Origin of the sequence: Thermoplasma acidophilum DSM 1728 (assembly GCF_000195915.1) — an archaeon.
In the GTDB taxonomy this organism is placed as follows: Archaea; Thermoplasmatota; Thermoplasmata; order Thermoplasmatales; family Thermoplasmataceae; genus Thermoplasma; species Thermoplasma acidophilum.
On sequence record NC_002578.1, the window covers coordinates 796601 to 822292 of the forward strand.

The 25692-nt window shown below is 48.8% G+C and carries 29 protein-coding genes; 19 read left to right on the forward strand and 10 right to left on the reverse strand.

Annotation, left to right across the window (positions count from 1 at the left end; genetic code table 11):
* Positions 1-27 precede the first annotated feature (27 nt).
* Complete coding sequence (locus tag TA_RS03870) at positions 28-1020, reverse strand: mannonate dehydratase (protein ID WP_010901168.1); 993 nt, start codon at positions 1018-1020, stop codon at positions 28-30.
* A 72-nt stretch (positions 1021-1092) separates the two neighbouring features.
* Between TA_RS03870 and TA_RS03875 the strand changes: the two genes are divergently transcribed.
* The gene (locus TA_RS03875; RefSeq protein WP_010901169.1) at positions 1093-1860 is read left to right on the forward strand and encodes an SDR family oxidoreductase; all 768 of its coding nucleotides are present in this window, start codon (positions 1093-1095) and stop codon (positions 1858-1860) included.
* Positions 1861-1946: 86 nt separating this feature from the next.
* Positions 1947-2180 (forward strand): hypothetical protein, encoded by a 234-nt coding sequence (locus TA_RS03880; RefSeq protein WP_010901170.1) that lies wholly within the window; start codon positions 1947-1949, stop codon positions 2178-2180.
* Between the two features lie 36 nt (positions 2181-2216).
* Here the strand turns inward: TA_RS03880 and TA_RS03885 are convergent, their stop codons facing one another.
* Entirely contained in the window at positions 2217-3374 is a 1158-nt protein-coding gene (locus tag TA_RS03885; RefSeq protein WP_048161771.1) for a mandelate racemase/muconate lactonizing enzyme family protein, read from the reverse strand.
* Between the two features lie 166 nt (positions 3375-3540).
* Here TA_RS03885 and TA_RS03890 point away from each other — a divergent pair, with 166 nt between their 5' ends.
* The 3 genes from TA_RS03890 to TA_RS03900 all read left to right on the forward strand — a co-directional run bounded on the left by TA_RS03890 (position 3541) and on the right by TA_RS03900 (position 6032).
* Positions 3541-3894: a hypothetical protein gene (locus TA_RS03890; RefSeq protein ID WP_010901172.1), complete on the forward strand. Its 354-nt coding sequence runs from the start codon at positions 3541-3543 to the stop codon at positions 3892-3894.
* A 42-nt stretch (positions 3895-3936) separates the two neighbouring features.
* Complete coding sequence (locus TA_RS03895; RefSeq protein WP_048161772.1) at positions 3937-5559, forward strand: helix-hairpin-helix domain-containing protein; 1623 nt, start codon at positions 3937-3939, stop codon at positions 5557-5559.
* Positions 5560-5678: 119 nt separating this feature from the next.
* Entirely contained in the window at positions 5679-6032 is a 354-nt protein-coding gene (locus TA_RS03900; RefSeq protein WP_010901174.1) for a hypothetical protein, read from the forward strand.
* Positions 6033-6050: 18 nt separating this feature from the next.
* Here TA_RS03900 and TA_RS03905 read toward each other — a convergent pair whose 3' ends face one another.
* Positions 6051-6791, reverse strand: a complete 741-nt coding sequence (locus tag TA_RS03905) for a glycosyltransferase (RefSeq protein ID WP_010901175.1) — start codon at positions 6789-6791, stop codon at positions 6051-6053.
* A 146-nt stretch (positions 6792-6937) separates the two neighbouring features.
* Between TA_RS03905 and TA_RS03910 the strand changes: the two genes are divergently transcribed.
* Genes TA_RS03910 through TA_RS03920 form a run of 3 tightly spaced genes read left to right on the forward strand, consistent with a single transcriptional unit; the run spans position 6938 to position 8505 of the window.
* Positions 6938-7534 (forward strand): isochorismatase family protein, encoded by a 597-nt coding sequence (locus tag TA_RS03910; protein ID WP_156778501.1) that lies wholly within the window; start codon positions 6938-6940, stop codon positions 7532-7534.
* 3 nt (positions 7535-7537) lie between these two features.
* A complete protein-coding gene (locus TA_RS03915; protein WP_010901177.1) occupies positions 7538-8146 on the forward strand; it encodes a mevalonate-3-phosphate 5-kinase in 609 nt (202 codons plus the stop codon).
* Entirely contained in the window at positions 8143-8505 is a 363-nt protein-coding gene (locus TA_RS03920) for a type II toxin-antitoxin system VapC family toxin (protein WP_010901178.1), read from the forward strand. The genes TA_RS03915 and TA_RS03920 overlap by 4 nt, the downstream gene beginning before the upstream one ends.
* A 220-nt stretch (positions 8506-8725) precedes the next feature.
* Here TA_RS03920 and TA_RS03925 read toward each other — a convergent pair whose 3' ends face one another.
* Positions 8726-9400, reverse strand: coding sequence for a metal-dependent hydrolase (locus TA_RS03925; protein ID WP_010901179.1), 675 nt, complete (start codon positions 9398-9400; stop codon positions 8726-8728).
* Positions 9401-9679: 279 nt separating this feature from the next.
* On the opposite strand from TA_RS03925, the gene TA_RS03930 reads away from it, so the two are divergent.
* The 8 genes from TA_RS03930 to TA_RS08145 all read left to right on the forward strand — a co-directional run bounded on the left by TA_RS03930 (position 9680) and on the right by TA_RS08145 (position 14995).
* A complete protein-coding gene (locus TA_RS03930) occupies positions 9680-10837 on the forward strand; it encodes a pyridoxal phosphate-dependent aminotransferase (RefSeq protein WP_010901180.1) in 1158 nt (385 codons plus the stop codon).
* A 222-nt stretch (positions 10838-11059) separates the two neighbouring features.
* Positions 11060-11242 (forward strand): lipoprotein, encoded by a 183-nt coding sequence (locus TA_RS03935; protein ID WP_048161775.1) that lies wholly within the window; start codon positions 11060-11062, stop codon positions 11240-11242.
* A 146-nt stretch (positions 11243-11388) separates the two neighbouring features.
* On the forward strand, positions 11389-11598 hold the full coding sequence (locus tag TA_RS03940) for a type II toxin-antitoxin system HicB family antitoxin (protein ID WP_010901181.1): 210 nt from the start codon (positions 11389-11391) through the stop codon (positions 11596-11598).
* Positions 11591-11812, forward strand: coding sequence for a type II toxin-antitoxin system HicA family toxin (locus TA_RS08430; RefSeq protein ID WP_052295725.1), 222 nt, complete (start codon positions 11591-11593; stop codon positions 11810-11812). The genes TA_RS03940 and TA_RS08430 overlap by 8 nt, the downstream gene beginning before the upstream one ends.
* A gap of 847 nt (positions 11813-12659) precedes the next feature.
* Positions 12660-12872 (forward strand): hypothetical protein, encoded by a 213-nt coding sequence (locus tag TA_RS03950; protein WP_048161779.1) that lies wholly within the window; start codon positions 12660-12662, stop codon positions 12870-12872.
* Between the two features lie 5 nt (positions 12873-12877).
* The gene (locus TA_RS08255; protein ID WP_197525255.1) at positions 12878-13024 is read left to right on the forward strand and encodes a hypothetical protein; all 147 of its coding nucleotides are present in this window, start codon (positions 12878-12880) and stop codon (positions 13022-13024) included.
* Positions 13025-13030: 6 nt separating this feature from the next.
* Positions 13031-14830, forward strand: a complete 1800-nt coding sequence (locus TA_RS03955) for an acetate--CoA ligase (protein ID WP_010901183.1) — start codon at positions 13031-13033, stop codon at positions 14828-14830.
* A 3-nt stretch (positions 14831-14833) separates the two neighbouring features.
* Entirely contained in the window at positions 14834-14995 is a 162-nt protein-coding gene (locus TA_RS08145; protein ID WP_156778502.1) for a hypothetical protein, read from the forward strand.
* 50 nt (positions 14996-15045) lie between these two features.
* Here TA_RS08145 and TA_RS08150 read toward each other — a convergent pair whose 3' ends face one another.
* Positions 15046-15183: a DsrE family protein gene (locus tag TA_RS08150; protein ID WP_156778503.1), complete on the reverse strand. Its 138-nt coding sequence runs from the start codon at positions 15181-15183 to the stop codon at positions 15046-15048.
* Positions 15184-15242: 59 nt separating this feature from the next.
* Here TA_RS08150 and TA_RS08195 point away from each other — a divergent pair, with 59 nt between their 5' ends.
* Positions 15243-15380: a hypothetical protein gene (locus TA_RS08195; protein WP_162053249.1), complete on the forward strand. Its 138-nt coding sequence runs from the start codon at positions 15243-15245 to the stop codon at positions 15378-15380.
* 241 nt (positions 15381-15621) lie between these two features.
* On the opposite strand, the gene TA_RS03965 is transcribed toward TA_RS08195, so the two are convergent.
* Both TA_RS03965 and TA_RS03970 read right to left on the reverse strand, forming a co-directional pair.
* Entirely contained in the window at positions 15622-16545 is a 924-nt protein-coding gene (locus TA_RS03965; RefSeq protein WP_010901185.1) for a 2-oxoacid:ferredoxin oxidoreductase subunit beta, read from the reverse strand.
* Positions 16535-18424, reverse strand: a complete 1890-nt coding sequence (locus TA_RS03970; protein WP_010901186.1) for a 2-oxoacid:ferredoxin oxidoreductase subunit alpha — start codon at positions 18422-18424, stop codon at positions 16535-16537. The genes TA_RS03965 and TA_RS03970 overlap by 11 nt, the downstream gene beginning before the upstream one ends.
* Positions 18425-18993: 569 nt before the next feature.
* On the opposite strand from TA_RS03970, the gene TA_RS03975 reads away from it, so the two are divergent.
* Both TA_RS03975 and TA_RS03980 read left to right on the forward strand, forming a co-directional pair.
* Positions 18994-19533, forward strand: coding sequence for a nicotinamide-nucleotide adenylyltransferase (locus TA_RS03975; protein ID WP_048162318.1), 540 nt, complete (start codon positions 18994-18996; stop codon positions 19531-19533).
* Between the two features lie 141 nt (positions 19534-19674).
* Positions 19675-21099, forward strand: a complete 1425-nt coding sequence (locus TA_RS03980) for an MFS transporter (protein ID WP_010901188.1) — start codon at positions 19675-19677, stop codon at positions 21097-21099.
* A 10-nt stretch (positions 21100-21109) separates the two neighbouring features.
* On the opposite strand, the gene TA_RS03985 is transcribed toward TA_RS03980, so the two are convergent.
* The 3 genes from TA_RS03985 to TA_RS03995 form a co-directional block, all read right to left on the reverse strand.
* Positions 21110-22360 carry a Glu/Leu/Phe/Val family dehydrogenase gene (locus tag TA_RS03985; protein ID WP_048161784.1) on the reverse strand — a complete coding sequence of 417 codons (1251 nt, stop codon included), beginning with the start codon at positions 22358-22360 and terminating at the stop codon, positions 21110-21112.
* An 83-nt stretch (positions 22361-22443) separates the two neighbouring features.
* Positions 22444-25137: a leucine--tRNA ligase gene (gene leuS / locus TA_RS03990; protein WP_241761797.1), complete on the reverse strand. Its 2694-nt coding sequence runs from the start codon at positions 25135-25137 to the stop codon at positions 22444-22446.
* The gene (locus TA_RS03995) at positions 25134-25682 is read right to left on the reverse strand and encodes a pyruvoyl-dependent arginine decarboxylase (protein ID WP_048161787.1); all 549 of its coding nucleotides are present in this window, start codon (positions 25680-25682) and stop codon (positions 25134-25136) included. Before TA_RS03995 ends, leuS begins: the two co-directional genes overlap by 4 nt.
* Between the last annotated feature and the right edge of the window lie 10 nt (positions 25683-25692).

Below are 25692 nucleotides of genomic sequence, written 5' to 3' on the forward strand. Positions count from 1 at the left end.
TTGACGAAAACAAAAATAAAGAGGAAATCAGGAAATCTGTTTATGATTTGACAAAGAATCGAACAACCCCTGTACATAGCCTATTGAATAGATCCTTCCAGTATAAGAGTAGCCCGGAATCAACTCGTGATCCCCTGGAAACGTTGGCGAATGATCGATACGCATTATCCATCTGTAGTCAACCTCAATATACGCGTTCATGCACGCAGCCATATCCGTCTTTCCTCTGCCAATCAGCGTTTCGACAAATTTCTCGCTGTTGCCGGAAACATCCCTGAAATGCACGAAGTAAATGCGGTCGTGAAAACGCCTTATCACAGATGGCAGATCATCGGTCATGAGCGTGAAATTCCCCTGACAAAGCGTGATACCGTTGTACTCGCTCCTGTTGAGGTCGATCAGGCGCTGGTATGCTTCGATGGAATTCATTATCCGGTCTATGCCGCGGAAGCTGGGCAGCGGCGGATCATCAGGATGCATTGCAAGCCTCACATCGTTCTCCTCGGCAACCGGTATCACTTCGTCCAGAAAGTACTTCAGATTCTTCCACAGGGATGCCGCGTCTATTCGGCCCATCCTCGGGAGATCATCTCCAATGAAACTGCGATCGAAGCCCGTTACGTACGACCCGTATCCGCCGGGAATGTGCGTGTTCGTTCTTGACCACCCTGTGCCGGCCATCCAGTTGTAGCACCATACCTTAACGCCGATCCTTCCGAAGTTCCGTATCATCCTGATGACGTTCTCGATCTCCTCGTCCCTCCTTTCAGTGCCGTATATTATGTTCTGCATTGGCGGATTGTCCTCTATTGCCGTCAGGTGAAAGCCGCTATCCTCTATCATGTTCCTGTACCTCATCAGCGGGTAATAGTCCCATGGATCGTCCTCATAGGAATTCCTCCAGTCCGCAAACCATCTCGGAAGGATGCCGGTGACCTCATCGACGCCCATCAGCTTCAGCGACCGCCAGAAATCATTGGGCCTGTCCTCCAGCAGGATCTCGGCTATTCTGAGCTTCATATGATCAGTGATGGAATGATGCGTTATAAATGAGACGGCAACGTTGATGACCTATCATGAGCTTTACGTATCATGTTCAGCGATCTAAGGGATAAGGTCGTTATCGTGACCGGAGCGAGCATGGGCATTGGAAGGGCCATAGCGGAAAGGTTTGTGGACGAGGGTTCAAAGGTCATAGACCTTTCCATACACGATCCAGGTGAAGCAAAATACGACCATATCGAATGTGACGTTACGAACCCAGATCAGGTCAAAGCTTCGATTGACCATATCTTCAAGGAATACGGGAGCATTTCGGTGCTGGTCAACAACGCTGGCATCGAGAGCTACGGGAAGATCGAAAGCATGAGCATGGGGGAGTGGCGCAGGATAATCGACGTGAATCTGTTCGGCTATTACTATGCATCAAAGTTCGCCATTCCGTACATGATCAGGTCCAGAGATCCCAGCATAGTGAACATATCGTCGGTGCAGGCATCGATCATAACAAAGAACGCCTCAGCCTACGTCACGTCTAAGCATGCCGTCATCGGTCTGACGAAGAGCATCGCGCTGGACTACGCCCCCTTACTCAGATGCAATGCCGTATGCCCTGCCACGATCGATACGCCGCTCGTCAGGAAAGCTGCTGAACTAGAAGTCGGCAGCGACCCGATGAGGATAGAGAAAAAGATCTCCGAATGGGGGCACGAACACCCCATGCAGCGCATCGGAAAACCGCAGGAAGTTGCCTCAGCCGTCGCGTTTCTTGCCTCAAGGGAAGCCTCGTTCATTACCGGCACATGCCTCTACGTAGATGGCGGCCTCAGCATACGTGCACCCATAAGCACGCCAGAATGAGAGCATCGCCCCATCCGCATTATGTAAAAATTTCTGTGGAAAAATAAAAAGAATAACTTAAAATAATGCAGTTTCTTTTTTCAATCATGGATCATAAATGCAGCAACTGCGGAACGGATATGGAAAACGTGGGCGATATGAAGTTCAGGGTTGGGGGGTTCACCGGCATAGGCGGCATGTTTCTCGGCGGATGGAACGATATGATGGAGACAACGCAGACTTTCACGCTTTACCGCTGCCCCCAGTGCGGAAAGGTCGACTTCTATGAACCGGTAAGTTCTGATCAGGGCGGAGAGAGGCCCAAGCACCACTTCCTTTGAAACAAAAGTAAAAGGTTATTATTATCAGGGATGGGTTCAGGAGAATCCTCTCTTCTCCCATCCAGCAGCGAAGAGATTGAAATCAGGATCCTTCTCCGTCGCCAGATACTCCTTCACCTTATCCCTAAGATCTATGCCTATTCCTGGTTTCCTGGGCAGTTTGACGTAGCCGTTGCTGACCTCAGGTCTGGCGCTGACTATATCCCACGCCCACTGCGGGTACGCGAACTCATCGAACATCTCCTGGATCTTGAGGTTTCCAAGCACAGCATCCACGTTAAGCGTTATGAATGTGTTTATCGGCCCTTCGGCCTGATGCGGCGCCATCGCTATGTTATGAGCCTCCGCCATGGCTCCTATGCTTAACGTTTCAATTATGCCGCCGGTATTGATAACGTCCGGCTGCGCAATATGTATAGCGCCCTTTGTGAACGGTTCAACGAAGTCGTAGCGCGTTATGAACCTCTCGCCAGCTGCGATGGGCACGCGCAGTGATCTGGACAGTATGGCAAGGCCCTCGATATCCTCAGGTATGACCGGCTCCTCAAACCATCCTATGTTCTCGTATTTCTCCAGCTCCTTTCCTATCCTCAGCGCCATGGACCTGTTAAAGCGGCCATGCCCCTCTATGAGCATCTCCACGTCGTCACCGACTTCATCGTGGACGATGCGTATTATCTCCATGGATCTTTTGAATTCATCGTTGCTGAGAAAACCGGAACCTGCTCCGAACGGATCGAACTTCAGTGCGGTGTATCCCCTGTTCTTGACGTTTTTCGCTGCTCTGGCCCAGTCCTCGACCTCATTGATCGCCGTGTACCAGCCGTTGGCATAGACACGTATTCTTTCGTTAACCGGTCCGCCTAGGATCTCGTAAACAGGAGATCCATGGTGCTTTCCTATTATGTCCCAGCAGGCGGCTTCCACTCCGCTCATAAGGGCCACGTTGACCATATCATGGGCTCTGTTGAACGTGGACACGAACCATTCGCTGATCAGTCTGCGGACGTTCATCGGGTCCTTACCGATGATGAATTTCGAGACATCCTTCAGACGGGATGAAACGGAAAACTGTCCATTGAAGACAGTCGCCTCACCATAGCCAACAGATCCATCATCCGTTTCCAGTTCGATAAAAACCCACTTCTTCCATGGGTTCCTCACTATGTAGCTGTTCACGCCTGTAATTTTCATGCGATCACCATAATCCCCGTCCGTTAAAGACTTCGACGAATTCAGAAACAATCATTTTGGGGATTGCCTGCATATAGCATCGTGGAATATGAATTTTTTAAAGATGCGCAACCATAAAACGAATTCATCTCCATGGTTTTAATACATGAATTACATTGGAATCAGGATGGCAAGGAGAAATCCGATCGTGTTCATAATAATACTGTACGTTGCGTTCTTCCTGGTTATGGATTTCCTTCTCCCCGTATTCTTGCCGCGTTACGGTTATTACTTCAGCTACTTCCCCATATTCTTCTTCTTTCCCTTCTTCTGGTTTGGGCGCAGGAACTACGGCAGGCCCAGGCCCACAGCCGATCAGGATAACACGAGCGACAAGGATCAGGGCGAAGATTACGAGTACGTTAATGAGAACGTGGACGAGTTCGGGATGCCAATACACAGGAGGGATTCCACAATATTCTACATACTGGGTGCGATCGTCATAATAGTGGCGATAGTCGTCCTCTTCATGCGTTTCTGAAACGGAGGGGAAGATTATTATCTATCCAGTCGTTTTTAATCTATGATAAATGAAGACCTGGCCTCAATGTTTGAGGAGATCGCCTACATGATACTTGCCGATGGGAACGAAAAATCCCGGTTCGAGGCCAATGCCTACCTGAGGGCTGCCAGATCACTGCGATCGATCACCGAGGACGTCGAGGATATTTACAACCGTGGTGGCATTGAGGCGCTCACCTCCGTTGAGGGCATCGGAAAGAAGATAGCGTCGTACATCGAGGAGTATATAAAAACAGGCAGAATTAAAAGGTATGACGATCTCAAGATCAGGTATCCCGTCGATTTTCGCGACCTATCCAGGGTGCAGGGCCTTGGCCCGAGGAAGATCGTTTCGCTTTACAAATATGCTGGCGTCAAGAACATCGATGATCTGAAGGCCGCGCTGGCGGATCACAGAATAGCCTCAATCCCCGGTTTCGGCGAGAAGAGTGAGAAGGAGATCGCTGAGAATATTCAGATTGCAGAGATGTCCTTCAGGAGGATACCGCTCCCGCAGGGATACAGGACAGCCATGGAGATCGCGGACGAAATAGAAAGGGCCGCAGGAACAGTGAGGGTTTCCGTTGCGGGATCGATCAGGAGGATGCGCGACACCGTCGGCGACATAGACTTACTGTGCGTTACATCCGATCCGCCCAGGGCGATAGCTGCGTTCACCGGAAGCAAGCACTGCCAGAGGGTTGTGAGCAGCGGAGAGAAGAAGGTGACCATAGCCACTGATGCCGGAGTCACCTGCGACCTGCGGATAATAGATAAGGGCAGTTTCGGATCGGCCCTGCAGTACTTCACGGGATCGAAGGATCACAATATAAAACTGCGAAAGATCGCAATAGACAGGGGTCTCAAGCTGAATGAATACGGGCTGTTCCGAGGTAATTCGAACCTGGTGGAAAACCAGGGCGAGGAGAAGATCTATGCGGAACTGGGTATGCAGTATATTCCGCCGGAACTCAGGGAAGATAGAGGGGAGATCGATAGGGCCATATCCATGACGCTGCCTGAACTGGTTGAAGCAGGAGATATAAGGGGCGATCTATACATTTCATACGAATTTATCAGAAAATATGGCGCTGACGTGCTGAAAAAAATGGAACGCCTGCAGTACTTTGGCGTCGTCCTTGGGAGTCCTGAAGAGAAAGAGGGCATCAAAAGCGTCATGAACGACGGCCGCATTTTCCTTGGAATCGAATTAACATCGAAGACGTACGCTGAAGATGCCGGTGAATTCGACTTCACTGTGCTTGATCTGTCTGGATTTCCTGACGAGGCATCTGCCCGTGGGGCCATAGAATCGGTGAAGCCAACATTCATAAGGAACGTGACAGGAAGAACCTTCAGCAGCGGTCGGAAGATGGATCCGGCGAACATATTTGAGGCTGCGGCGAAGTCCGGATCGGCGGTTATGATTACCGCCAGCAATGATGCATTTGATCCCGTGGCAGAGGATATTATGCCCCACAGGGAAGGGCTAATGTTTGCGCTCGCATCTTTCGCCCAGAGGCCGGATGATCTAGGTGATATGACCTTCGGTATCGGAATAGCCAGAAGGGCATGGATATCGAAGGACCGTATTATCAACACAATGGATTACGAAAAAATAGCGAAAATAATGCGAAGGCCGTGATGTACTGGATTATTCGGTAAATTGTTTAAATCAAAATGTAAAGACAGCAGATAAGGTAAAAATCATACGTTATATTTTTCTATATAAAATCTTATATATTAAGTTGCTCTAGGTAAAATATGGAGCCCTTTTATTTCAAATCCTATGATCGCCTCATCGGGATCGCCTGCGATGTTCCTAGCCTGTATTACGAAATGAAGTGCCTGATGGGGTATGACAGGCTGGCCGTGCAGTACCATCTGACCGAAGGCCACATATCGATGTGGCTTGACTACATAGGAGAGCACGATCTGGCTGATAGCCTGAGATACGAATCAGATCTGGATTCCGCAGTCAGAACGCTGGAGAAGGCATTGCACCAAACCGGGCCGGGAAAGCCCAAAAAGCGCGGAAGGCCGAGAGGTTCGGGGAGGGGAAAGAGGATGCAGAAGATGGGTGAAGCTGAACAGGAAACCCATCAGGAGACCGAATGATGCCCATCAGGGATGACGTCACTGCATGTGCCTGTACCTTCTCTCCAGCTTCATAACTTCGAACAATTCTGCAAGGTATCTCTTCAGGAACGATGTTCCGCTTACGATCTTCGATTTGCCTCGCATTCTGCTCTGAAAGACATAGCCTACGTCGCATACCTTTGCGTGCCTGTTCTCTGCGAGTATGATCAGCAGTATCTTTGCTCCATAATCGGCGGTCGCAAATGTCTGCCTGTAGGCAAAATCATGCCTAAGATCCCTGCGGAAGGCGAAGAAGCCCGACATCGGATCGCTTGTCATCCTCGAGGATGGCACCAGGGCATGCGCAAGAAATTCAGCACCCCTGGAGAGCGCAGCCCTGAATGCGTCTCTATCGCCTGCCGATCCGCCGTCAACGTAACGGCTTCCGACCACTATGTCGCATCCATCGACTATCCTCGAAATCAATTTTGGTATGGCTGACGGGGGATGCTGCATATCCGCATCCATCACCAGCACGATTTCTCCCCCCGCCTTCTCTATGCCAAGCTTCAGGGACCGCAGCATGCCGAAGCGGTACGGATTCTCTATCACAACAACGTGCGTATCCTCATTCATGCGTCTTGCCAAATATTCCTTTGTTCCGTCGCTGCTGTTGTCGTCAACGACGATTATCTCGAACTCCATTCCTTTGAGGACACCCTCAACGCCGTCTATGAACTGCTCTATGTTATCGATCTCGTTGAGCGTGGCTGCAACAACGCTTATCTGAACGGACAATAAGATATCACTTGGATAGGGATAGACTATACCGATTTAAATTTTCAACGGCGCCGGGAAACCGCACCGCCTGAGTATTCGATATAATGGAGAACTATATACGGGGCGGGCAACATTTTATTATTCCAGTGGCAATATGGAAGAGGATGCATCAGCCGGAATACAGAATAAACGATCTGGACTTCGTCCCCTCGGAATCCGCGATAATAGTCATGAATCCTGATGAAGAGGCGTTCAAGCACAGTTTCAGCAAGTTCGAGTTCATAACTTCAATGCAGGTCCTGAAGAAGGCCGCTTCCAAATACAGTATTCCGCTAATAGGAATACGCCGGGAATACAGGAACTCCAGAACCACGGAATACATAATGCGGAAGCAGCAGCAGAAGATGATAAGCCTCATGTCTCCCTCGAGCTTCGATGAGGAATACCTGAGGCAGTTCAGGATCCTTGATCTGCAGTCATCTTACACGGTGTACAGTGAGGACATATTCACGAGCGATGAGGTGGCCAGAAAGCTGGACGCCATGAATGTGAAGTCTATCCTCATCTCCGGTTTCTATACGGAGTCTGACGTTTACGTTTCCGCGGTAGAGGCGCTGATACATGATTACTTTCCTTTCGTCGTTTCAGATGCAACCTCCACAATTTCGGAACGCGTCTACTTCGAGGCCCTCGATCTCCTTGCGCAGCATGTGGAGGTAATCGACTCAAGGGATCTGATAAGGGTATGGGGGATTGACTGATCCATGAACTCCAGGATAATGTTCATCGGCGGCGTACCCGGTGTCGGAAAGACCAGCATATCCGGATACATAGCGAGGAACACTGACATCGACATCGTGCTGTCCTCGGACTATCTGCGTGAATTTCTGAGACCCTTTGCACCTCAGGAATCCCACCTGGAGACAAGCGTCTACGATGCCTGGAAGTTCTACGGAGATATGAGCGATGATAACATCATAAGGGGATATCTGGACCAGGCCAGGCCGATAATGGGCGGAATAAACCGCGTAATAGCACGTGCACTGGCCAATGGTGAGGACCTGATAATAGAAAGCCTGTACTTCGTGCCTGACATGATGGATGAAATGGTGCTCAAAAATGCGTTTCTGGCCTATGTATACATCGACGATCCGGACCTGCACAGATCCAGGCTTGAAGACCGCATTAATTATACTCACAGGAATTCTCCCGGATCACGGCTTGCAGCGCATCTGAAAGAATACCGGACTATCATGGACTACAGCATGGATATGGCCAGGGGCCGCGGGATAGGCCTTTACAGCACAGACGACTATGCGCTGGCGAGGCAGAGGCTGCTTGACGATTTCAGGAAATTTGTGGACAGGAGATGAAGTCGAACTTTGCCATAGTGGACACAAACGTCATAATATACGCAATGAAGAGCAGGGTCAGGCTGGACGAACTTGTGCTGAGTCTGAGCGGCATAGCCCGGATAGCCATACCGGAATGCGTCATATACGAGCTAAGAAAGCTTTCTGCCGCTGATATCAATGCAAGGATTGGGCTTCAATACGCCATGCAGCATCAGGTGCTGAAGAGCGAGGGACATGGCGATGAATGCATACTTAAGGCAGCGATTAAATATGGCTGTCCGGTCATAACGAACGACAGGGAATTCATAGAGGTTTTGAAGAGAAACCATGTGGTTGTAGCGACTTTATCAGGAAGAAAACTGGTCAGGATGAACTGAAGCCTGCTACATGTGCGAAGGGGTCAAACACATATCCGCAAGGAAATTTCCACTTATATTCAGCTGGATAAGAGCTGTTCGTTTGAACCCAGGCGCTCTATTCAAGACACGTATATGCTTTGAAAGCGGTTAGAAATACCGGCATTATAGTTTCCAATATATGGGCTCATATCATGAGGTGATGCCATCAGCCAAAGCTAATATAAAATTATGGATGAGATCAGATCTCTATTGGCTTTTCTATTTCAGGTATTATCACATATGTTCCAACTGTACCTGCCAGGGCTTTGAACCTCTCCGGATCTGCCCTTATCAGATCGAATGTGTTGTAATGCATCGGAATGGCTATGGCCGGCTTTATGGCCTTCACGGCCTCAAAGGCGCCATCAACATCCATGGTGTAGTGGCCCCCTATCGGTAGAAGAGCTATATCAGGACGATCCATAGCGCCGATAGCCTCCATATCCTTGAAATAGCCTGTATCTCCGGCATGGTATATCTTCCTTCCCATATCTATGACAAAGCCCATCGGGTTGCCCGCGTATCTCCCGTTGTAACTGGATGAATGCGTTGCAATGGTTGCCTTCACTCTTATGCCTTCGTATTCAATTGTGCCGCCAGGGTTTATGTCTATGGTTTCCGTACCCTCCTCTTTGAGTATTTCGGAAAGCTCAAAGGCGGCCACCACAGGCGCATGTGTATTCTTCGAAATCTTTGAGGCGTCCTCGCAGTGATCCGAATGCCCGTGTGTGACCAGTATGAGGTCTGGCTTCAGTTCTTCTGGCTTTACCTTGGCAACCGGGTTATCGGTCAGGAACGGATCCACCAGCACATGCTTTTTGCCTATAAGGCTGAAGCATGCATGCCCATGCCATATTATCTTTAGGTTCTCCATATTTTTACATCTGTATATGAGATTTAAGCATTTCCCTGGGAAGAAATTGCTGCCAGATTCGCTATCCAAACGGGAAGATACAAAGGCCCACCGTACGGATCGCAATGCATTATCAGAACGGACATACGGTGAAGAAATGATTCCGGATTTCCCATCTTCCCTACTTCAATCGTCAAGTTCCATCACCGTGAATCGCTGTTGAATCGTACATACATTGCGGATCATAATGTCAATTAATCATGACAATATTTTATATTCATGATGTAAATCAGCCGATGTATGAAACAAATTCAGCTGAGCAGAAACGTCGTCGATGATATTTCGTTCGGCGCAATAGTGAAGATAAGGGATCAGCTTCTGGAGATGCAGAGGGCAGGAAAGAAGGTATACAGACTCGAGTCCGGAGACCCATCGTTCCCCATACCAGAACATGTAAGGCTTGCAATTGAAGATGCGCTTAAGAAGAACAGAACGCATTATACCGATTCAACAGGAATACCGGAGCTCAGGAAGGCCATAGCCGAGAAACTGGTGAAGAAAAACGGCATAAGGAGTGCAACACCAGAAAACGTCCTCGTGTCCAATGGAGGAATGAACGCACTCTACATAACGTTCAGATCTCTTATCGCTCCGGGTGAGAAGGTCATAATACCGGATCCGATGTGGACGGAGATCGCAGAGATCATAAAGCTGGCGGACGGAATACCGATAAGGATTCCTGTCGAAAGATACGTTGAGGAGATGAGAAAATACGAGAATGATGACAGGGTGCGCGCTGTATTCATAAACAGCCCGCACAACCCAACCGGTTATGTTTTCGGTGAGAAGCAGATCTCTGATATAATAGATTTCGCCGAGAGCAAGGGAATTTTCATAGTCAGTGATGAGGCTTATGAGGACGTCATATTTGATGGACTGAAACATCTCAGCCCCGGATCCCTCTACGATGACACCATATCTCTGTTCTCCATGTCAAAGAGCTACGCCATGAGCGGACTGAGAATAGGATACGCGCACACAAGCAACGAGATCCTTTATGACAGGATGAAGAAGCTGCTCAGGTGCACCATTAATGGTGTGAACTCAGCCACGCAGTACGGTGCAGTTGCGGCACTGACGGGCCCGCAGGACTACATAGGCGAAATGCGAAAGGAGTACCAGAAGAGGAGGGACATAATATACGAAGCCGTGTCTGAATCAAGGTATCTCGAACCAATAAAGCCTCACGGTACCTTCTATCTCTGGAACAGGATAAAGGAATACCCGCCAGGAGTTTCCGATTCATGGGGAATGACATCCTACCTTCTGGAGAAAACCGGTGTTGGTTCGTCTCCTGGTCCTGTATTCGGACCGGCCGGCGAGGGATACATCAGATTCGCATTCAGTGCAGCAACAGACCACATACAGGAGGCAGCAGACGTTCTGAGAAACTTCTGACACCTCCCTATTTTGAACGTGAAGAAAGACATATTTATCCTCACTTTAGTCCGGTATTCGATGAATATACAGTTCGAATTCCAGGAGACCACGGAATTGCTGAAGAAAGATGAAATATACGCATTCCTTGAGGAAATTGGTGATAAATGGAACAGCTATCACGAATAGATCTATTAACGAAGTATAAAAAGATCAATCCATTCAACGAACATAATCGAAAGTATGAACAAGGAGATACGTGGGAGGATAAAGATAATCTATTCACTTCCGTCCGAAGAGAGCGCTATGAAGATAATGTACCTGGGGGTGGCCGAACTCAACGAACAGCGGTCTTTACGATCCCTAATGGGATTCTATAAATGCATGGACGCGATCAAGGACATGTTCCAGAGAAGGTATCCTTGAGCATACACAAAATTTAGGACGCTACGTATGGCCATTCGCCTCACAAGAAAAGTACGAGACATTTTTATATTAATGTTATGAGATTAAAATCTGGGTGCTATAAAAAGACTAAAAATTAAATAACGTCTATGAGATGTATGACATATATGAAATACACGGTTATAATAACGAAAGATGAAGATGGGTATTACGTTGTTAATGTACCCGCGCTTCCAGGTTGCTTCACCCAAGGAAAGACAAAAAAAGAAGCGTTGATAAATATTAAGGAAGCCATTAGAGCATATATTGAATCGTTGAAAAAACACAATGAAAAGATCCCAAGGGACAATGCAGAGGAGATAACTGTACATGCCTAGAACCCCTGTACTATCAGGCCATGATGTCATAAAGGCATTATCTAAGATAGGCTATCGTTTTGATCATCAAACAGGAAGCCACGTGATTTTGATTAATGAACAAAATAGAAGGATAACAGTTCCCATGCATGATGAAATAGGAAAAGGCCTGTTAAGAGCGATATTAAAGCAGGTAGGGATATCAATGAACGACTTTTTGAAACTTCTCGAATAATTATTGTCGATATAGAGCCGAAGATAATTATAATGTGTTAACAGATGAATGGATGCTATCAGAGGCATGTTCCAGAGACGGATTTTTTGTTATAAACAAAGTTTATGATTCCATGGATCAGGCGCGAGGCAAACTGGCACGGAATAGAGATTATTATAGATGAATTGTATATGGATGCCGAATTATTCTTTCCTAGACAATGAATCCATAGTAACGCATGAAAAGTGTCTTAGTAAAAGAATAACGCATAGGCATGAAAAGTGTCTTAGTAAAAGAATAACGCATAGAATATCGGATCAACAAAATATATCCATGAATGCCTATTCCAAGTAACCATTGACAAGAAAGACAATCCAATAATGATTAACGAACGCTAAAATGGACATCGAAGAATATCCGGAAAGTTCAAGCTTACCTGTATTTAGAGATATGAGAATTTCTAAAGGTGCTTAAAAACATGGTCAATGAAGACCATAACCTATTCAGACCATTGCAAGTATAGCATCTTTCGAAACCTCTTATTCATTATTCCTGTGGACTTACATCGTTAAAAATTCGCCGACATATGAGGCATTCATACAGATTGGATATCGATTTTTTTTCTCTTAGCAGTTGTATTTATTATCCGAAATTCAATTTTATTTTTCGCCATTTTACTATCAGGGTCAACTCTGAGAGGACAGATTCTTGAAAATAGAGATAATCGCATATTGTTATGTAGTCCATTCATATTGGATACCAGAATATGATGAATAAATATTTTATCCGAAATATAACTACATTATGCATGAATGCATATACCTTTCCAATGATATAAATATATATAGTCGTGATCTTTATTTTCATTATGGCGGATTCCGAAAGCTGCGGAAGAATAGATTGTGCAGTAGAAGGGTTTCCGAAGACCGATATTGAATGGCACCCATCTGCTGCAACCGGTACAGACCTGTCAGCAATTAGAGATTTCTGTACCTGCGCACGCGCGGATCGAGCGGTGGCAGAGTTTGGATTTGCTGGTGCAGATTCAGAATTTATATGCAAGGGCCCTGAAAACAGGTGATGAGCATGGAGCAGAACGAAATAGAAGACCTCATAAACAGTAACGAAGTATTCAGGCCTATATTGGAACATAGCGGCAGGATTCGCCTCAATTCTCAGGATGATTACAGGACGATCTATGAGCGAACCATTGCTGACCTAGGCGAATACTGAGCCGGCGTGGCATCTGAATTGGACGGGTTCAAGAAATGGGATAAAGATCTTGAAGGTGATCTTGGAAAATTCGAATTTTTCGTCAATGGATACAGCAATGTCAGTTTTAACTGTATTGACAGGCATGCAATGAAAACACCTCAGAAGACTGCTATAATATGGCTGAGTGAGGACGGTTTACGGCAATCGATAACCTACAGAGATCTCATGCTGCAGACCGCGAAATTTGCGAAAGGATTGGCAGATGAAGGCGTAAAAATGGGAGATGTCGTGACGATCTTTCTCCCCAATAGAATAGAGGCATTCATAGCTGCCCATGCCTGCTTCAGAATTGGGGCGATATATAACATAATATTTTCTGGGTTTTCTGCTAAAGCCCTTCTGGATAGGATGAAGGAAACTAACCCAAAGGTGGTAATAACCACAGACAGCAGTCTACGCCGGGGAAGAAAAATCAACCTGAAGGAGACCCTAGACTCAATAATCAGTGAAGTGCCGTCCGTGAAGAAAGTCATCATAATCAAGAGAGACGGCAAGCACGATCTGAATCTGGGTGAAAGGGAAGTATACTACGATGACTTTATGTCAGGAATAACGGGATATGCCGAACCGGTGCCTATCGAGGCTAATGCACCTGGTTTTGTCATATACACTTCTGGGACAACGGCCAAGCCCAAGGGCGTGGTCCATTCCGGCATAGGTTTTCTTGTTGGATCCTATCACAATGTAAAATATGCGCTTGATCTTGGGCCTGAAGATATCTTCTGGTGTACCGCCGACGTGGGATGGCTGACGTTCCCGATCTTCGAACTCGTGGGCGGCCTGGCACACGGTGCAACGGTCATTGCATACGAGGGGGCGCTGGATTACCCTGACATAAGGCATTTCTACAGCATTATACAGGATTTCAAGGTTACGAAATTGTTCACGGCGCCAACCTTTTTGAGAATGCTTGCCAGGAATGGATCGGACGTGGCTTCTGGATATGACCTGAGCAGCCTGAGGCTGATATCGCTGGTTGGGGAACCGCTAGACGTGAAGACATGGAAATGGGTGTACAACGACCTCGGGCACGGGAGGATAGAGATAAACAACACCTACGGCCAGACGGAAACAGGGAGCGCATGGACTTCCTCTCTTGTGGGCGTTACCGGTGCAAGGCCCGGTTCATGCGGGCTTCCACTCCCAGGTCACTCATTTGATATACTTGACGAAGGTGGTCAACCAGTTGAAAATGGAAGGATAGGGACGCTCGTATTGAGAAAGCCATTCCCTTCACTTGCAAGAGGAATATGGAAAGACCCACAGAGATATTTCAAGGAATATCTTTCTGTTTTCCCGGGGAATTATTGTACCTATGATTCTGCCGTCCGTGACAGGTATGGCCATATATGGGTACTCGGAAGAACTGACGATGTGATAAATGTTTCCGGGCACAGGATCTCCACAATGGAGATGGAAGATGCAATAATGTCTATACCGGAGGTTTCTGAGGCTGCCGTTGTTGGTGTCGATCATGCTATAAAAGGCATGTCAACTGCGGTATTTGTCACCCTCGGCAACGGAATTGATTTGCCAGCAGATCTAGGAAAAAGGATACAGGACGAAATTGCTAGAAGGATAGGTAATTATGCCAAGCCTGAAAGTGTATACGTGATCCCAGAGATGCCAAAGACGCGTAGCGGAAAGATAATGCGAAGACTGTTGCGAGAGATCGTAATCAGCAATAAAGTGAGCGGTGATCTGACAGGCCTCGAGGATCCCGGTGTGATTTCGCGCATACTGCAGGAGATGAAGCAGGCTTAATCCATGATCTCAGGTAGAGAATTTCATCCCATAAAATACGACTGCTTCTTGAATCCTCAGCTGCAGTCCAACCTGACCAGGGCCTATCCAAATATTTCAGAAAAAGGATGCTGGACGTTCAGGGTTAAGATCGTATTCGATGTCAACGGTATGCCAGGCCTTTAGCATATCCGGATGTCTCCATAACTGTCTAAAATACATAAAAATAGGAGGTTTCACACGTGGATGTAATACCACCCCTCCTGCTGCCTCCTAACAATCTCTATGAAACCGCCCATCGGGGTGGGAGAGACACCCTTGACAAGATCGGATTCCTTGATGTTGTTCATTTCCATGGATGTCCTGCAGGCCATGACTATTACTTTTTTTCTCTTCCAGAAGCGGTTTTATCATTTCCTCATGCGTGGTAGCGATGATAGCGCTTTCCAGATACACAACTTCAACGGTCTCAACATCCTTCAGCACAGCTATGTGTGTTCCAACGAGGTTTCCCATAGGTATTTTTTCCTTTTCAGAAACCTATATGACCACTTTCATGACCAGTGTATGACCAATTCACATATTAAACTATTTATTCATATCTATGATTTAATGGTGGACGGAAACGATACATCTAAACGGTGTCCGACGTTTTATCGGATCAGCCTGAGAATTTCCAGAAATTTAGAGGCTGCCATAGACTATATTCTCATACCGATAATGATAAGAACGAGACCACGGCAGATTCTTGAAATTCTCTATATGACGTATGGCTTAAAAAAGAATAAATATAAAATTAAATACGCAGGCCCTTAAACTATGATCTTATCCTTGAATGTTTCGAATGGATCGACTATCGGCCTGCCGTCGGGTGACTTCACGTCCTGTGCAGCTGGCGGCACGTTTTCGTAGTTATCAACGTACTGCTTGAGACGCTCAGTGAACGGCGGTATTTTCTTGTTGACATAGAATACGCCGATTGGTATGCGGTCTCCCCATTCAAAGGACTTCTCAATGGCCCTGTTGTACTTCTCCTCTGCCTTGGGGTCGTTCTCCGTGACGACAGGATCCCATGACTTGTCATCGTCGAGCTTGTAGACCCTCTTCTTGTACCAGTCCATTGTGTTTATGTTGTTGTACGTCGGGCAGGGCTGCAGTATGTCTATGAATGAAGATCCCGGGAACATTACAGCCTGCTTTATTATGTTCTTAAGGTGTGCGATTTCGAAGCTGAACCCTCTGGCAACGAAGGAGTATCCGGTGGATATGGCAAGCATTATCGGATTTATCGCGTCGTAAATGTTCGGCCTTGCCAGGCTCTTCGTCTGCACTCCAAGCTTCAGCGTCGGGGCTGCCTGTCCCTTTGTGAGACCGTAAACGGCGTTATCGTACATAAGCACCGTTATGCCGCTGTTCCTCCTGCCCTCAGCCACAAGGTGACCGGCACCGATGCTCATGAGATCGCCATCTCCACCGGTCACGATGACCTTCAGCTTCGGGTTCGTGAGCTTGACGCCAACCGCCACAGGTATCGCTCTCCCGTGCAGCGTGTGTGCACCGGCAGCGTTCACGTAGTGAGGCGTCTTTCCAGAGCACCCAATACCGGATATGACCGCAACATCGTGCGGCCCGAGATTCAGTTCCTGCAGTGCCGATGTGAGTGCGGTCAGAATACCAAAATCACCGCAGCCAGGGCACCAGTCAACCGTTATATCGTTCCTGAAATTATGAACCATCTTCAAGCACCACCATCAAACTTTCCTTGTTCAATATCTCCTTAGCCGACTTCAGTATCTCATCCTCGGTCATGTGGCGACCGTTGTACTTCAGTATCTTGTTCTTTATATCTATGCCCGTGTAGAGCTTTATCATCTGGGCGGCCTGTGCCGTGTAGTTGCTCTCCACGTCTATCACGAGGTTTGCACTGCTGAGAACGTTCTTCACGAATTCCGTGGGGAACGGTGAAAACATCTTGAGGTAAAGCAGGTTTGCAGATATGCCCTCTTCCTTGAGGTCCTCTATGACATCCAGGATCGGCCCCTTCTGGCTTCCCCATGTCACGAAGGTTATGTCAGCTTCCTTTTCCCCGATCAGAACGGCCTTCTCATCGATCGGAATCTCCCTGTCCGCCGTTTCCAGCTTCTTGAACCTCTTCTCCATCATCCTGTCCCTTATGTCCGAATCCTCGGTTACGTGGCCAAGTTCATCGTGTTCGTCTCCGGTCATCCAGAATATGTTTCTTCCCATTGTGGTATATGGCGATACGCCGTTGTCGGTGTTGAGATCGTAACGCTTTACATCGTCGCCCTCCTTTGCGAGCTTCACAGTCTCTATCTTTATCCTGTCGAGATCCACCTTGGATATGAGATCGAGAGTATTTGCAAGGTTCTTGTCTATCAGATGAATGACAGGCATCTGGTACTTTGCGGCATAGTTCAGCGCTTTGGCCGCATCGTATATGCACTCGTCAACCGTTCCGGACGAGAACACTATTCTCGGATACTCACCATGGCCTGCATTAAGGGCGAAGAGCAGATCGGACTGACCGTTTCTGGTAGGAAGCCCAGTGCTGGGCCCGCCCCTTTCATAGAACGTCACGACGAGAGGTACCTCATCCATTCCCGCGAATGATAATCCCTCTGCCATGAGCGAGAATCCCGGACCGCTTGTTGCCGTGGCAGATCTTACGCCGGTGAGCGCGCCGCCTATGGCCATGTTGACGGCTGACAGTTCATCCTCCGTCTGCACTATGACAACGCCGCCCTTCTTGAGGTTGGCGGCCTCCTTATCGAGCCACTTTATATTCTGATGTTCCTCTATCGTCGTGCTCTCATCGCTTGCAGGCGTTATAGGATAGTACGTCTGGAACCTGAGTCCGCCAAGAAGCTTTCCAAGTGCAGAGGCATCGTTTCCGGTCAGCAGAAGCTTTCTCGGCGTCGGCAGTGCCGGAAGCGTCTTACCGGCAACCTTGCTGTCCTCAGCGAACTTGTATGATGCGTCTACGACCTTCACATTCTCTTCGACGACCTGCTGCTTTCCCTTGAATATGTATGATATTGCGTCATCGGCAAATTTTCTGTCTATGCCTATGATCGCAAGCGTTATGGCCGCCCCTATGGTGTTGTAGTACCTGCTGGGTGTACCGTCGGGCACAGCCTGTGTCGCTATGTCGGAGAATGGTATAGGCAATAGCCGGGCACCGCGCTTCTTCATGTAGCCCAGTGCACCCCTGATCGTGGTTTCGAAGCCATTTTCCGTGAGTATCCTCCTGATCTTGACCGAAGTATCCCTCATTATCATCCTTGCGGCCTGGAGATCGTAATCCTCCGTTGTCTTATCATAGAGAACCGTCGAGACCTCTGAAACATCATCAAGGTGCTCAAAGATCGTGTCAGGATCCAGAGCGACGAAAATATTCACAGGGTACTTCAGCGACCTTGGCTGCTTGTCCATAACCCTCATGTGGGTATAACTGTGGCGCCCCTTTATATTTGAGTGGTATTCCCTGACACTGAGAACACCATACCCAGAAGTTGCAACTGCTTTCCCTACAAGGTTAGCGGCTGTATCAATACCGCCTCCTTGCGGACCGCCTATGAGTATATTGAAATCCATATTTACTCAACTATGGTTATTACCTTCGTATTAAAATATGTTTTTGATCGCTTGAAGAGAAAGAAAATGATAGTCGAAAAACGAAAAACAGAATGAGATATCCGGGATTCGACTTACATCGCCATATATATTGGTGCAGATTCATGCTACATGTGTCGCCTATCGCCAATCCGGTGTTCCTCATAATGCGCGATTATGTATACCTCCGCGTTTTACGCCTTTTTCATAGCTTAAGTATACGGTAGAATATGAAATCGAAGGATCACGGTAATGCATAATGCCTGTTCATAGGCCATCCATGAAGGCTCTCAAACCCTGAGGCATATCCGCCGACTTCGGCATTAGCAAGGAGAATTGCTTGATGGATTCGGATCAATCAACCCCACAGAAATATTATCACTGATCCAGAGCCTGCAAACAGATCCGATCGCAGCGAAGATGAAGTCCGAATTTTTTCAACGTTGAGCCATACCGTATTGATCCGGACACACGTATTCCAATAAGTCCGGTGGTTCTCAATGAAAATATCGATGAGATAAAAATATATTGACATTTATCCTTTCTCAATGATGGAGAGCAGAAAGGAGAAGAGGGCATTTCTCATCGGAAGATTCCAGCCCTTCCACAAGGGGCATCTTGAGATAGTTAAGAGGATACTGAGCGAGAACGATTCCATAATAATAGGCATAGGATCGGCACAGTATTCCCACACCGTGGTCAATCCATTTACGGCAGGGGAACGCCACCTCATGATATCGAGGACGCTCGAAAAGGAGCGCATATACAACTATTACCTCGTACCCATAGAGGATGTGAACGCGAACTCGCTGTGGGTGTCGCACGTTGAGGCGCTCACGCCTAAGTTCGATATAGTCTACACCAACAACCCGCTTGTGCGAAGGCTCTTCATGGAGAGGAAATATGAAGTGCGATCGCTGCCGATGGTGAACAGGAAGGAATGGACCGGGACAAAGATAAGGGAGAAGATGATCGCAGGCGAACCATGGGAGAATGATGTGCCTGATCCCGTAGTAGAGGTCATACATGAAATAGACGGAATCTCTAGGATAAGGCAGCTCTCAACAACCGACGAGGATATAACTCAGTGATATTTATTTTAAGCGCTGGGTTATCATCGGTCTCTAACAGGTTTTAATTATCTATAGCTATATATATTAATAAATATTACTAAATATCTCACAATTGCCTCATGCGAATAAAATTAATATGATCCATGGTCTGATCTTACGATGGAATCAAACGCATACGCTAAACCGGTTAAGGTGCCCGGTAGGTCGATCATAACATCGCTGTCCGCGATGGGGTATTTCCTGGATGGCTACGATCTGAGCGTGATCTCTGTGTTCACGCTGGTCCTGGTCACGTACCACATATTCAGGTACACGGCCTTCACGGAGTCGTTCGTCACAGGATCGGCCCTGCTCGGCGCCTTCGTTGGAGCAGTGCTCTTTGGCCACTACGCCGACAGGATCGGCAGAAGATACCTGTACATATTCGATCTCATTTTCTTCGCGGTTTTTGCGGTGCTCACCGCACTCGCGACGAACATATATGAGATGATAGCCTTCAGGTTCTTCGTCGGCCTTGGAGTCGGCGCGGACTATTCGCTGAGCCCTGTGTACACCACCGAGATGTATCCCAATGCGAAGAGGGGAGGCGGCTACGGATGGGTCTGGACCTTCTGGAGCCTGGGTGCTGCAGCTGCATTCATCATAGGCTACGGCTTCTATCTCATCGATCCGCTGACGGGCTGGCGCTGGACGCTCGGTCTTGGAGCCATACCGGCCATAGTCGTGGTCGTCATGAGGATGAGGATGCCGGAATCCATAAGGTGGAAGGCCGCCGACAAGAATGTATCGGAGCAGGAGATCAGGGATGTCGCTGACAGCATCGGCATCAAAAAGGAGGAAATGGACAGCATAATGGCGGAGAGAAACAGGGAATCGAGGATAAGATCAGGATCGCTCTCCTCCCTCTTTAAAGGAGAGTACGGCAAGAGAACGCTCATAGTCTGGATACAGTGGATCCTGTACGATATAGCAGGATACGGTATCGGCCTCTATTCCCCGCTTATCCTCAAGGAACTCGGCGTCAGCGGATCGTACACCCTGCTCTACTCCTTCATGTTCTACATGCCCATAGGCTTCATGGGCGCCTTCGGTGCAGTAATGCTCAACGACCGCGTGGGAAGAAGGCCGCTTCAGATACTCGGCTTCGGATCGATGGCCCTGGCTATACTTCTCTTCTTCTTCGCAGCAAGCGGAAAGGGACAGGTCTTCCTGGCCATAGGAATACTTGCATTCATCATCGATTACGCACTTGGCAACCTTGGGCCAGGAAATACAATGGGGCTGTACGCCATAGAACTGCTGCCCACGAAGTTGAGGAGCTCTTCCATGGGAAGCGCCACCGGCATAACAAGGATAGTCTCGTTCCTCTCCGCCTTCCTGTTCCCATATCTGTCGAAGCCGACAGTGCTCGGAAAGGAGGGTTTCTTCTTCGTCCTCTTCGTTGTGATGATCCTCGCGCTGATCTTCACAATATTCTTCACACCTGAGACGAAGGGATTGAGCCTTGAGGAGATAACGGTGGCAAAATACAGGCACGAGGGCTGGAAACCAGTCCTCGCCCTGGACGATACGAGTAAAAAATAAACCAATTTTTTTAATACATGCCTCTGGCCTTCATGGCGTCCGCCACTTTCTTGACTGAGACAACGTAGGCCGCTGTCCTTGGATTGACCTTGTATTTATCCATAGCATCGAACACGTCATGCGCTGCCTTGGTCATCTTCTGGTCGAGCTTTTTGTACACATCATCGGCCGTCCAGTACTCGCCGTAGTTGTTCTGGACCCACTCGAAGTAAGAGACCGTTACTCCACCGGAGTTTGAGAGGAAATCTGGAAGATCCAGTATGCCGCGCTTGTACAGTATCTCATCCGCCTCCGGCGTTGTAGGGCCGTTTGCAAGTTCCAGCACTATCTTCGCCCTGATCCTGTCCGCGTTCTTTCCGGTGATCTGCTCCTCTATTGCCGCCGGTATCAGAACGTCTACGTCCGATTCGAGAAGCTCCTCGTTGGTTATCGGTTCCGATCCCGGGAATCCCACGACCGATCCCGTCTTTTTCTTGTGTTCGAGAAGCGCTGCATAGTCAATTCCATCCTTCACATATATGCCTCCCTTCGTGTCCGATACCGCGACGACCTTTGATCCGAACATCTCATGAACGAATTTCACTGCAAACTGCCCTGCATTTCCGAATCCCTGCACGGCCACGCGAGCCTTAGAAAGATCAAGACCGATCCTCTTCGCACCTTCCCTAAGAACGTACATTCCACCTTTTGCTGTTGCGTCTCCGCGGCCCTCGGATCCGCCCACTTCAAGTGGCTTTCCGGTTATGACATTCGGTGCGCTGTGCCTCACAACGTTCTCATATTCGTCCATCATCCAGGCCATTATCTGCGGGTTCGTATATACATCCGGGGCCGGCACATCCACCTCCGGGCCGATGAAATCAGCGATGGCCCGTATGTATCCCCTGCTTAGCCTCTCAAGCTCACCCTGGCTCATGGACTTTGGATCGCATATCACCCCTCCCTTGGCACCGCCGAATGGAATGTCAACGATCGCGCATTTCCATGTCATCCAGGCGGCAAGGGCCTTCACCGTGGACAGCGTTTCCTCTGTGTGATACCTGATACCGCCCTTCCCTGGCCCCCTGGCGGTGTTGTACCTCACCCTGAATCCGGTGAAAACCTTTATCCTGCCGTTGTCCATCCGAACGGGAATGCTCACCTGCAGGATCTTCTCCGGCTGCTTCAGTATCTCAAGGGCCTGCTCATCCAGCTTCAGAACCGCGGCGGCTTTTTCAAGCTGCTGGAGGGCCATCTCAAAAGGATCCATATTCTCCGGCATATAGGTCACCTTATTATTAAATACTTAATAACATGTAGACATGCATTAATAATATATGAAATTACTTATCTTGGTATTCTTATTCATGATATATATATGACCGGTTTGCCGGGAAGTGCTATTTTTCCGTTTATGACATCGCCCCTCTCTATGCGCACGGGGCACCCGATCTGTTTCGACAGGTAGACCTGGTTCCTCTGCAGAACATCGTACTCGTCAAAGCCGTATATCATTATGTCCTTCCTGCGCTTCGCCAGGTACTGCATGTATTTCTTCGACTGGCCGGAAACACTGTTATTGAGGAACTCCTGTGCAGCCCTCACCACGTCGGCATTCGCCACAGTTATCTCCACCGACTTCGGTTCAATGCCCGTGACCTGCATGATGTTCTTAACGTCCTGAAGCACCTTCTCCACGTAGTCCATGGCGCTGTACATCTGGTCGCAGGTCATGCCGAATCTGCGCACAGTGCGTTCGTACCTGTCCTGGAAGTTCTCGTCGAACGGATCAACCGACACGTATGTGTCCGATACGTAGCTGTGCCAGTACTCCTCTGCATGGTGAGGTATAACGGGCATCAATGCCCTCAACCAGTCAGCGATCACAGGGGTCAGGGCCCTGTTGACGTCTCCACCCCTTGAGGAGAGGTACCTGAGGTCGTTCAGCACGCCGTAGAAGATGTTGATGTAGGCATCCCTGATCTGGTACCTGTCCATGCTCTCCATGAACTGCCTCAGCCTGACGCTGAACCTTGCGACAAACCATGCCTCTTCGAAGGTGAGATCCGACGTGTCCTGCTTGAATCCAGCCATTAAATCTTTGAACTCGTTGAAGCGCCGGGTTATGCTTGCCAGGTCGGTCTCATTCCAGTCCATGGTGGAGGATATGTCTGCCTGCACCGCCACGTACAGCCTGTAGATATCCGCAGAATATTTCTTGGCTATCTCGAGCAGGGATACCACGTTCCCCTTGCTCTTAGATATCTTTGCACCGTTTGAGACCACAAGCCCGGATATGATGAGGCCTGCTGGCCATTTCTCCTTGGGGAATATTGCAGCGTGGTTCAGAACGTAAAATGAGAGGTGATTGGATATGTGCGGGATGGCCGTTAACCTTATGTCAACCGGATACCAGTACTCGAACTGCCTCTTCGCCTCCGATTCATCCTCATTCTTCGGTTCGCCGTTCATGAATATCCTGGTAATGGCATCATCGTCAAGCTTCCCAGTCTCGTAGAGGGATCTCAGAGGAATCGAGTTCGTGTATACGGCCGGGTATATGGTGGAATCGGACAGCGATTCTATGACCCACCTGTCGTCGAATGGCAGCCGCGTGCCCAGGCCACGCCTCCTGGCGCAGGGCCTTTCCTTGAGCCAGTCAATGGCATCGTTCATGACGTTCCTGTATACCTCAGGGTGCATCGTCATGGTGTTTATCATCGTGTGCCCAAGATCCTTGAGCCAGGGCTGGGAATAATCCAGGAACCACTGGTCAGGGAGCACCGCCACGATGACCTTCGATCCCGATCTGGTTACGGCATGCCTCGACGTTTCATAGAATGTGAAGGCGTTTCCGCTGGAGATGAGATCCCTTTTGACCGCCTCCCGCGCTTCCCTCACGGTCATGCCGGTGTACGGGCCGGAATCCACCAGCTTTCCGTAGTAGAACTCGTTCCTGTAGAGATCCTTCGTGGCCTCCTCCCTGCCCTCCTCGGTTTCCAGGTCGTACTTGCTTTCGATATCCTTCATCTTCATCGGCGCTTCTATTATGACCGGGAAATCCTTTCCGCGCTTCTTCCGGTAATACACGTAATCGTAAACAGAGTGCGACGGTACGGAATACACTATCCCGGTTCCGTTGTCCGGATCCACGAAATCGGCCTGGTATACCTTGACCTCCTTTCCTGCAGGCGTGGTGTAGGTCTGCTTCTGTATCTCCTGTACGGACGCTTCCCCCGCGACCTCTATTTCGTTGCCCTGGAATTTCAGCTTTGTCGAGCATTCCTCGGACACAACGGCCATGCGCCCAGATATCTTCACCTTCACGTACTTCACATCCGGATTTACCCATATGTTCGTTATGCCATATATGGTCTCCGGCCTGAGCGATGCCGCTATGAGATCGAAGGACTTTCCACGGAAGAATATGGCGGTATACTCCTCTATGGTGACCTTGTCCGTATCCCCGTCCTTGATGTCGTCCTCACCTACCGCATTGTCATCCTCAAGGCTGTAGAGTATGGGATACCTTCCCTGCTTCACGAGCCCCTTCTCGTTCAGGCGCCTGAACTGCCACTGGACGAATTTCTGGTAGAACTCGTCTGCGGATGTGAAGCGCCTGGTCCAGTCAATGGAGTATCCCAGGTGCTTGAAGTCGTTGATTATGGCATTCGAGAAATAATCCGCGATGTTCTTCGGATCCTTGAAGCTCTCTATCAGTGCATCGATGTCCTTTTCACCGTACTCCTTGAGATACGACGTGTAGAGATCGATCGTGGACCTGTCGCCGGCCCTTATCCTCTCAGAAAAAGCGAGTATCGGCGTTCCGCTCTGGTGGAATCCCATGGGAAACAGAACGTTGTAGTTTCTGGATCGCTTGTATCTGGCGATGATGTCGCCAAGCGTGTACGTCCTGCCATGCCCTACGTGGAGGGATCCATTGGTGTACGGCCATGGCACGGTTATCATGAACTTCTTCCTGCCATCCATCTTCGGGACGAATATGCCATCGCGATCCCATGCATTCTGCCATTTAGCCTCTATATCCAAGGCGATCACTCCACTATGAGTACAGCAGCGGCGACCACGGTCGTCCATTCACCGGATTCAAGCACAACGGCTGTCGATGATATTGAACCGGTCGTGAGTATCTTATCCTCAAGGACATATTCCTCCTTCTGCTTATCATACGCCAGCTGGGCAGAGGATCCTATCGTGGAGGCAAGCATCTCCGCAGCCAGCTTCTCAGCGAAGGACCCCGCAACCTTCTCGGTCTCGCCGAAGCTGTGGTGCTCGCTGAGGTAGCCCCACTTGCTCCTGTCCCTGGGAATCGCGTAGCCTATGGCCGCCGATACCATCCTGTTCAGCTCGTTGGACGTGTTCCGCGCCAGAACAGTGAACAGTATCTGGCCAGGGCTGAGCTTCTTCAGCCCTTCCTCTCTCGTTATCATCTCCGCATGAGGCGGAAATATTGAGCTTATGCTTGACAGGTTGTAAGGTGCTATACCTGCATCCCTGAGCGCAGCCTCGAATGACACCAGCTGCGTCTCTCCCCTTCCCACGCCTCTGGTAAAGAATATGTGCGTCGGCACGAATCCTGACATAAAAAACCGA

Coding starts and splice junctions, on each gene's coding strand:
- TA_RS03910 (WP_156778501.1), top strand. CDS start 6,938: ATGCATCAGCCGGAATACAGAATAAACGATCTGGACTTCGTCCCCTCG.
- TA_RS08255 (WP_197525255.1), top strand. CDS start 12,878: ATGGAGCAGAACGAAATAGAAGACCTCATAAACAGTAACGAAGTATTC.
- TA_RS03975 (WP_048162318.1), top strand. CDS start 18,994: ATGGAGAGCAGAAAGGAGAAGAGGGCATTTCTCATCGGAAGATTCCAG.
- TA_RS08430 (WP_052295725.1), top strand. CDS start 11,591: ATGCCTAGAACCCCTGTACTATCAGGCCATGATGTCATAAAGGCATTA.
- TA_RS03925 (WP_010901179.1), bottom strand. CDS start 9,400: ATGGAGAACCTAAAGATAATATGGCATGGGCATGCATGCTTCAGCCTT.
- TA_RS03895 (WP_048161772.1), top strand. CDS start 3,937: ATGATAAATGAAGACCTGGCCTCAATGTTTGAGGAGATCGCCTACATG.
- TA_RS08145 (WP_156778502.1), top strand. CDS start 14,834: ATGATCTCAGGTAGAGAATTTCATCCCATAAAATACGACTGCTTCTTG.
- TA_RS03885 (WP_048161771.1), bottom strand. CDS start 3,374: ATGAAAATTACAGGCGTGAACAGCTACATAGTGAGGAACCCATGGAAG.
- TA_RS03965 (WP_010901185.1), bottom strand. CDS start 16,545: ATGGTTCATAATTTCAGGAACGATATAACGGTTGACTGGTGCCCTGGC.
- TA_RS03930 (WP_010901180.1), top strand. CDS start 9,680: ATGAAACAAATTCAGCTGAGCAGAAACGTCGTCGATGATATTTCGTTC.
- TA_RS03890 (WP_010901172.1), top strand. CDS start 3,541: ATGGCAAGGAGAAATCCGATCGTGTTCATAATAATACTGTACGTTGCG.
- TA_RS03970 (WP_010901186.1), bottom strand. CDS start 18,424: ATGGATTTCAATATACTCATAGGCGGTCCGCAAGGAGGCGGTATTGAT.
- TA_RS03875 (WP_010901169.1), top strand. CDS start 1,093: ATGTTCAGCGATCTAAGGGATAAGGTCGTTATCGTGACCGGAGCGAGC.
- TA_RS03915 (WP_010901177.1), top strand. CDS start 7,538: ATGAACTCCAGGATAATGTTCATCGGCGGCGTACCCGGTGTCGGAAAG.
- TA_RS03950 (WP_048161779.1), top strand. CDS start 12,660: ATGGCGGATTCCGAAAGCTGCGGAAGAATAGATTGTGCAGTAGAAGGG.
- TA_RS03870 (WP_010901168.1), bottom strand. CDS start 1,020: ATGAAGCTCAGAATAGCCGAGATCCTGCTGGAGGACAGGCCCAATGAT.
- TA_RS03980 (WP_010901188.1), top strand. CDS start 19,675: ATGGAATCAAACGCATACGCTAAACCGGTTAAGGTGCCCGGTAGGTCG.
- TA_RS03935 (WP_048161775.1), top strand. CDS start 11,060: ATGAACAAGGAGATACGTGGGAGGATAAAGATAATCTATTCACTTCCG.
- TA_RS03985 (WP_048161784.1), bottom strand. CDS start 22,360: ATGCCGGAGAATATGGATCCTTTTGAGATGGCCCTCCAGCAGCTTGAA.
- TA_RS03900 (WP_010901174.1), top strand. CDS start 5,679: ATGGAGCCCTTTTATTTCAAATCCTATGATCGCCTCATCGGGATCGCC.
- TA_RS08195 (WP_162053249.1), top strand. CDS start 15,243: ATGATAGCGCTTTCCAGATACACAACTTCAACGGTCTCAACATCCTTC.
- TA_RS03995 (WP_048161787.1), bottom strand. CDS start 25,682: ATGTCAGGATTCGTGCCGACGCACATATTCTTTACCAGAGGCGTGGGA.
- TA_RS08150 (WP_156778503.1), bottom strand. CDS start 15,183: ATGGCCTGCAGGACATCCATGGAAATGAACAACATCAAGGAATCCGAT.
- TA_RS03920 (WP_010901178.1), top strand. CDS start 8,143: ATGAAGTCGAACTTTGCCATAGTGGACACAAACGTCATAATATACGCA.
- TA_RS03880 (WP_010901170.1), top strand. CDS start 1,947: ATGGATCATAAATGCAGCAACTGCGGAACGGATATGGAAAACGTGGGC.
- TA_RS03940 (WP_010901181.1), top strand. CDS start 11,389: ATGAAATACACGGTTATAATAACGAAAGATGAAGATGGGTATTACGTT.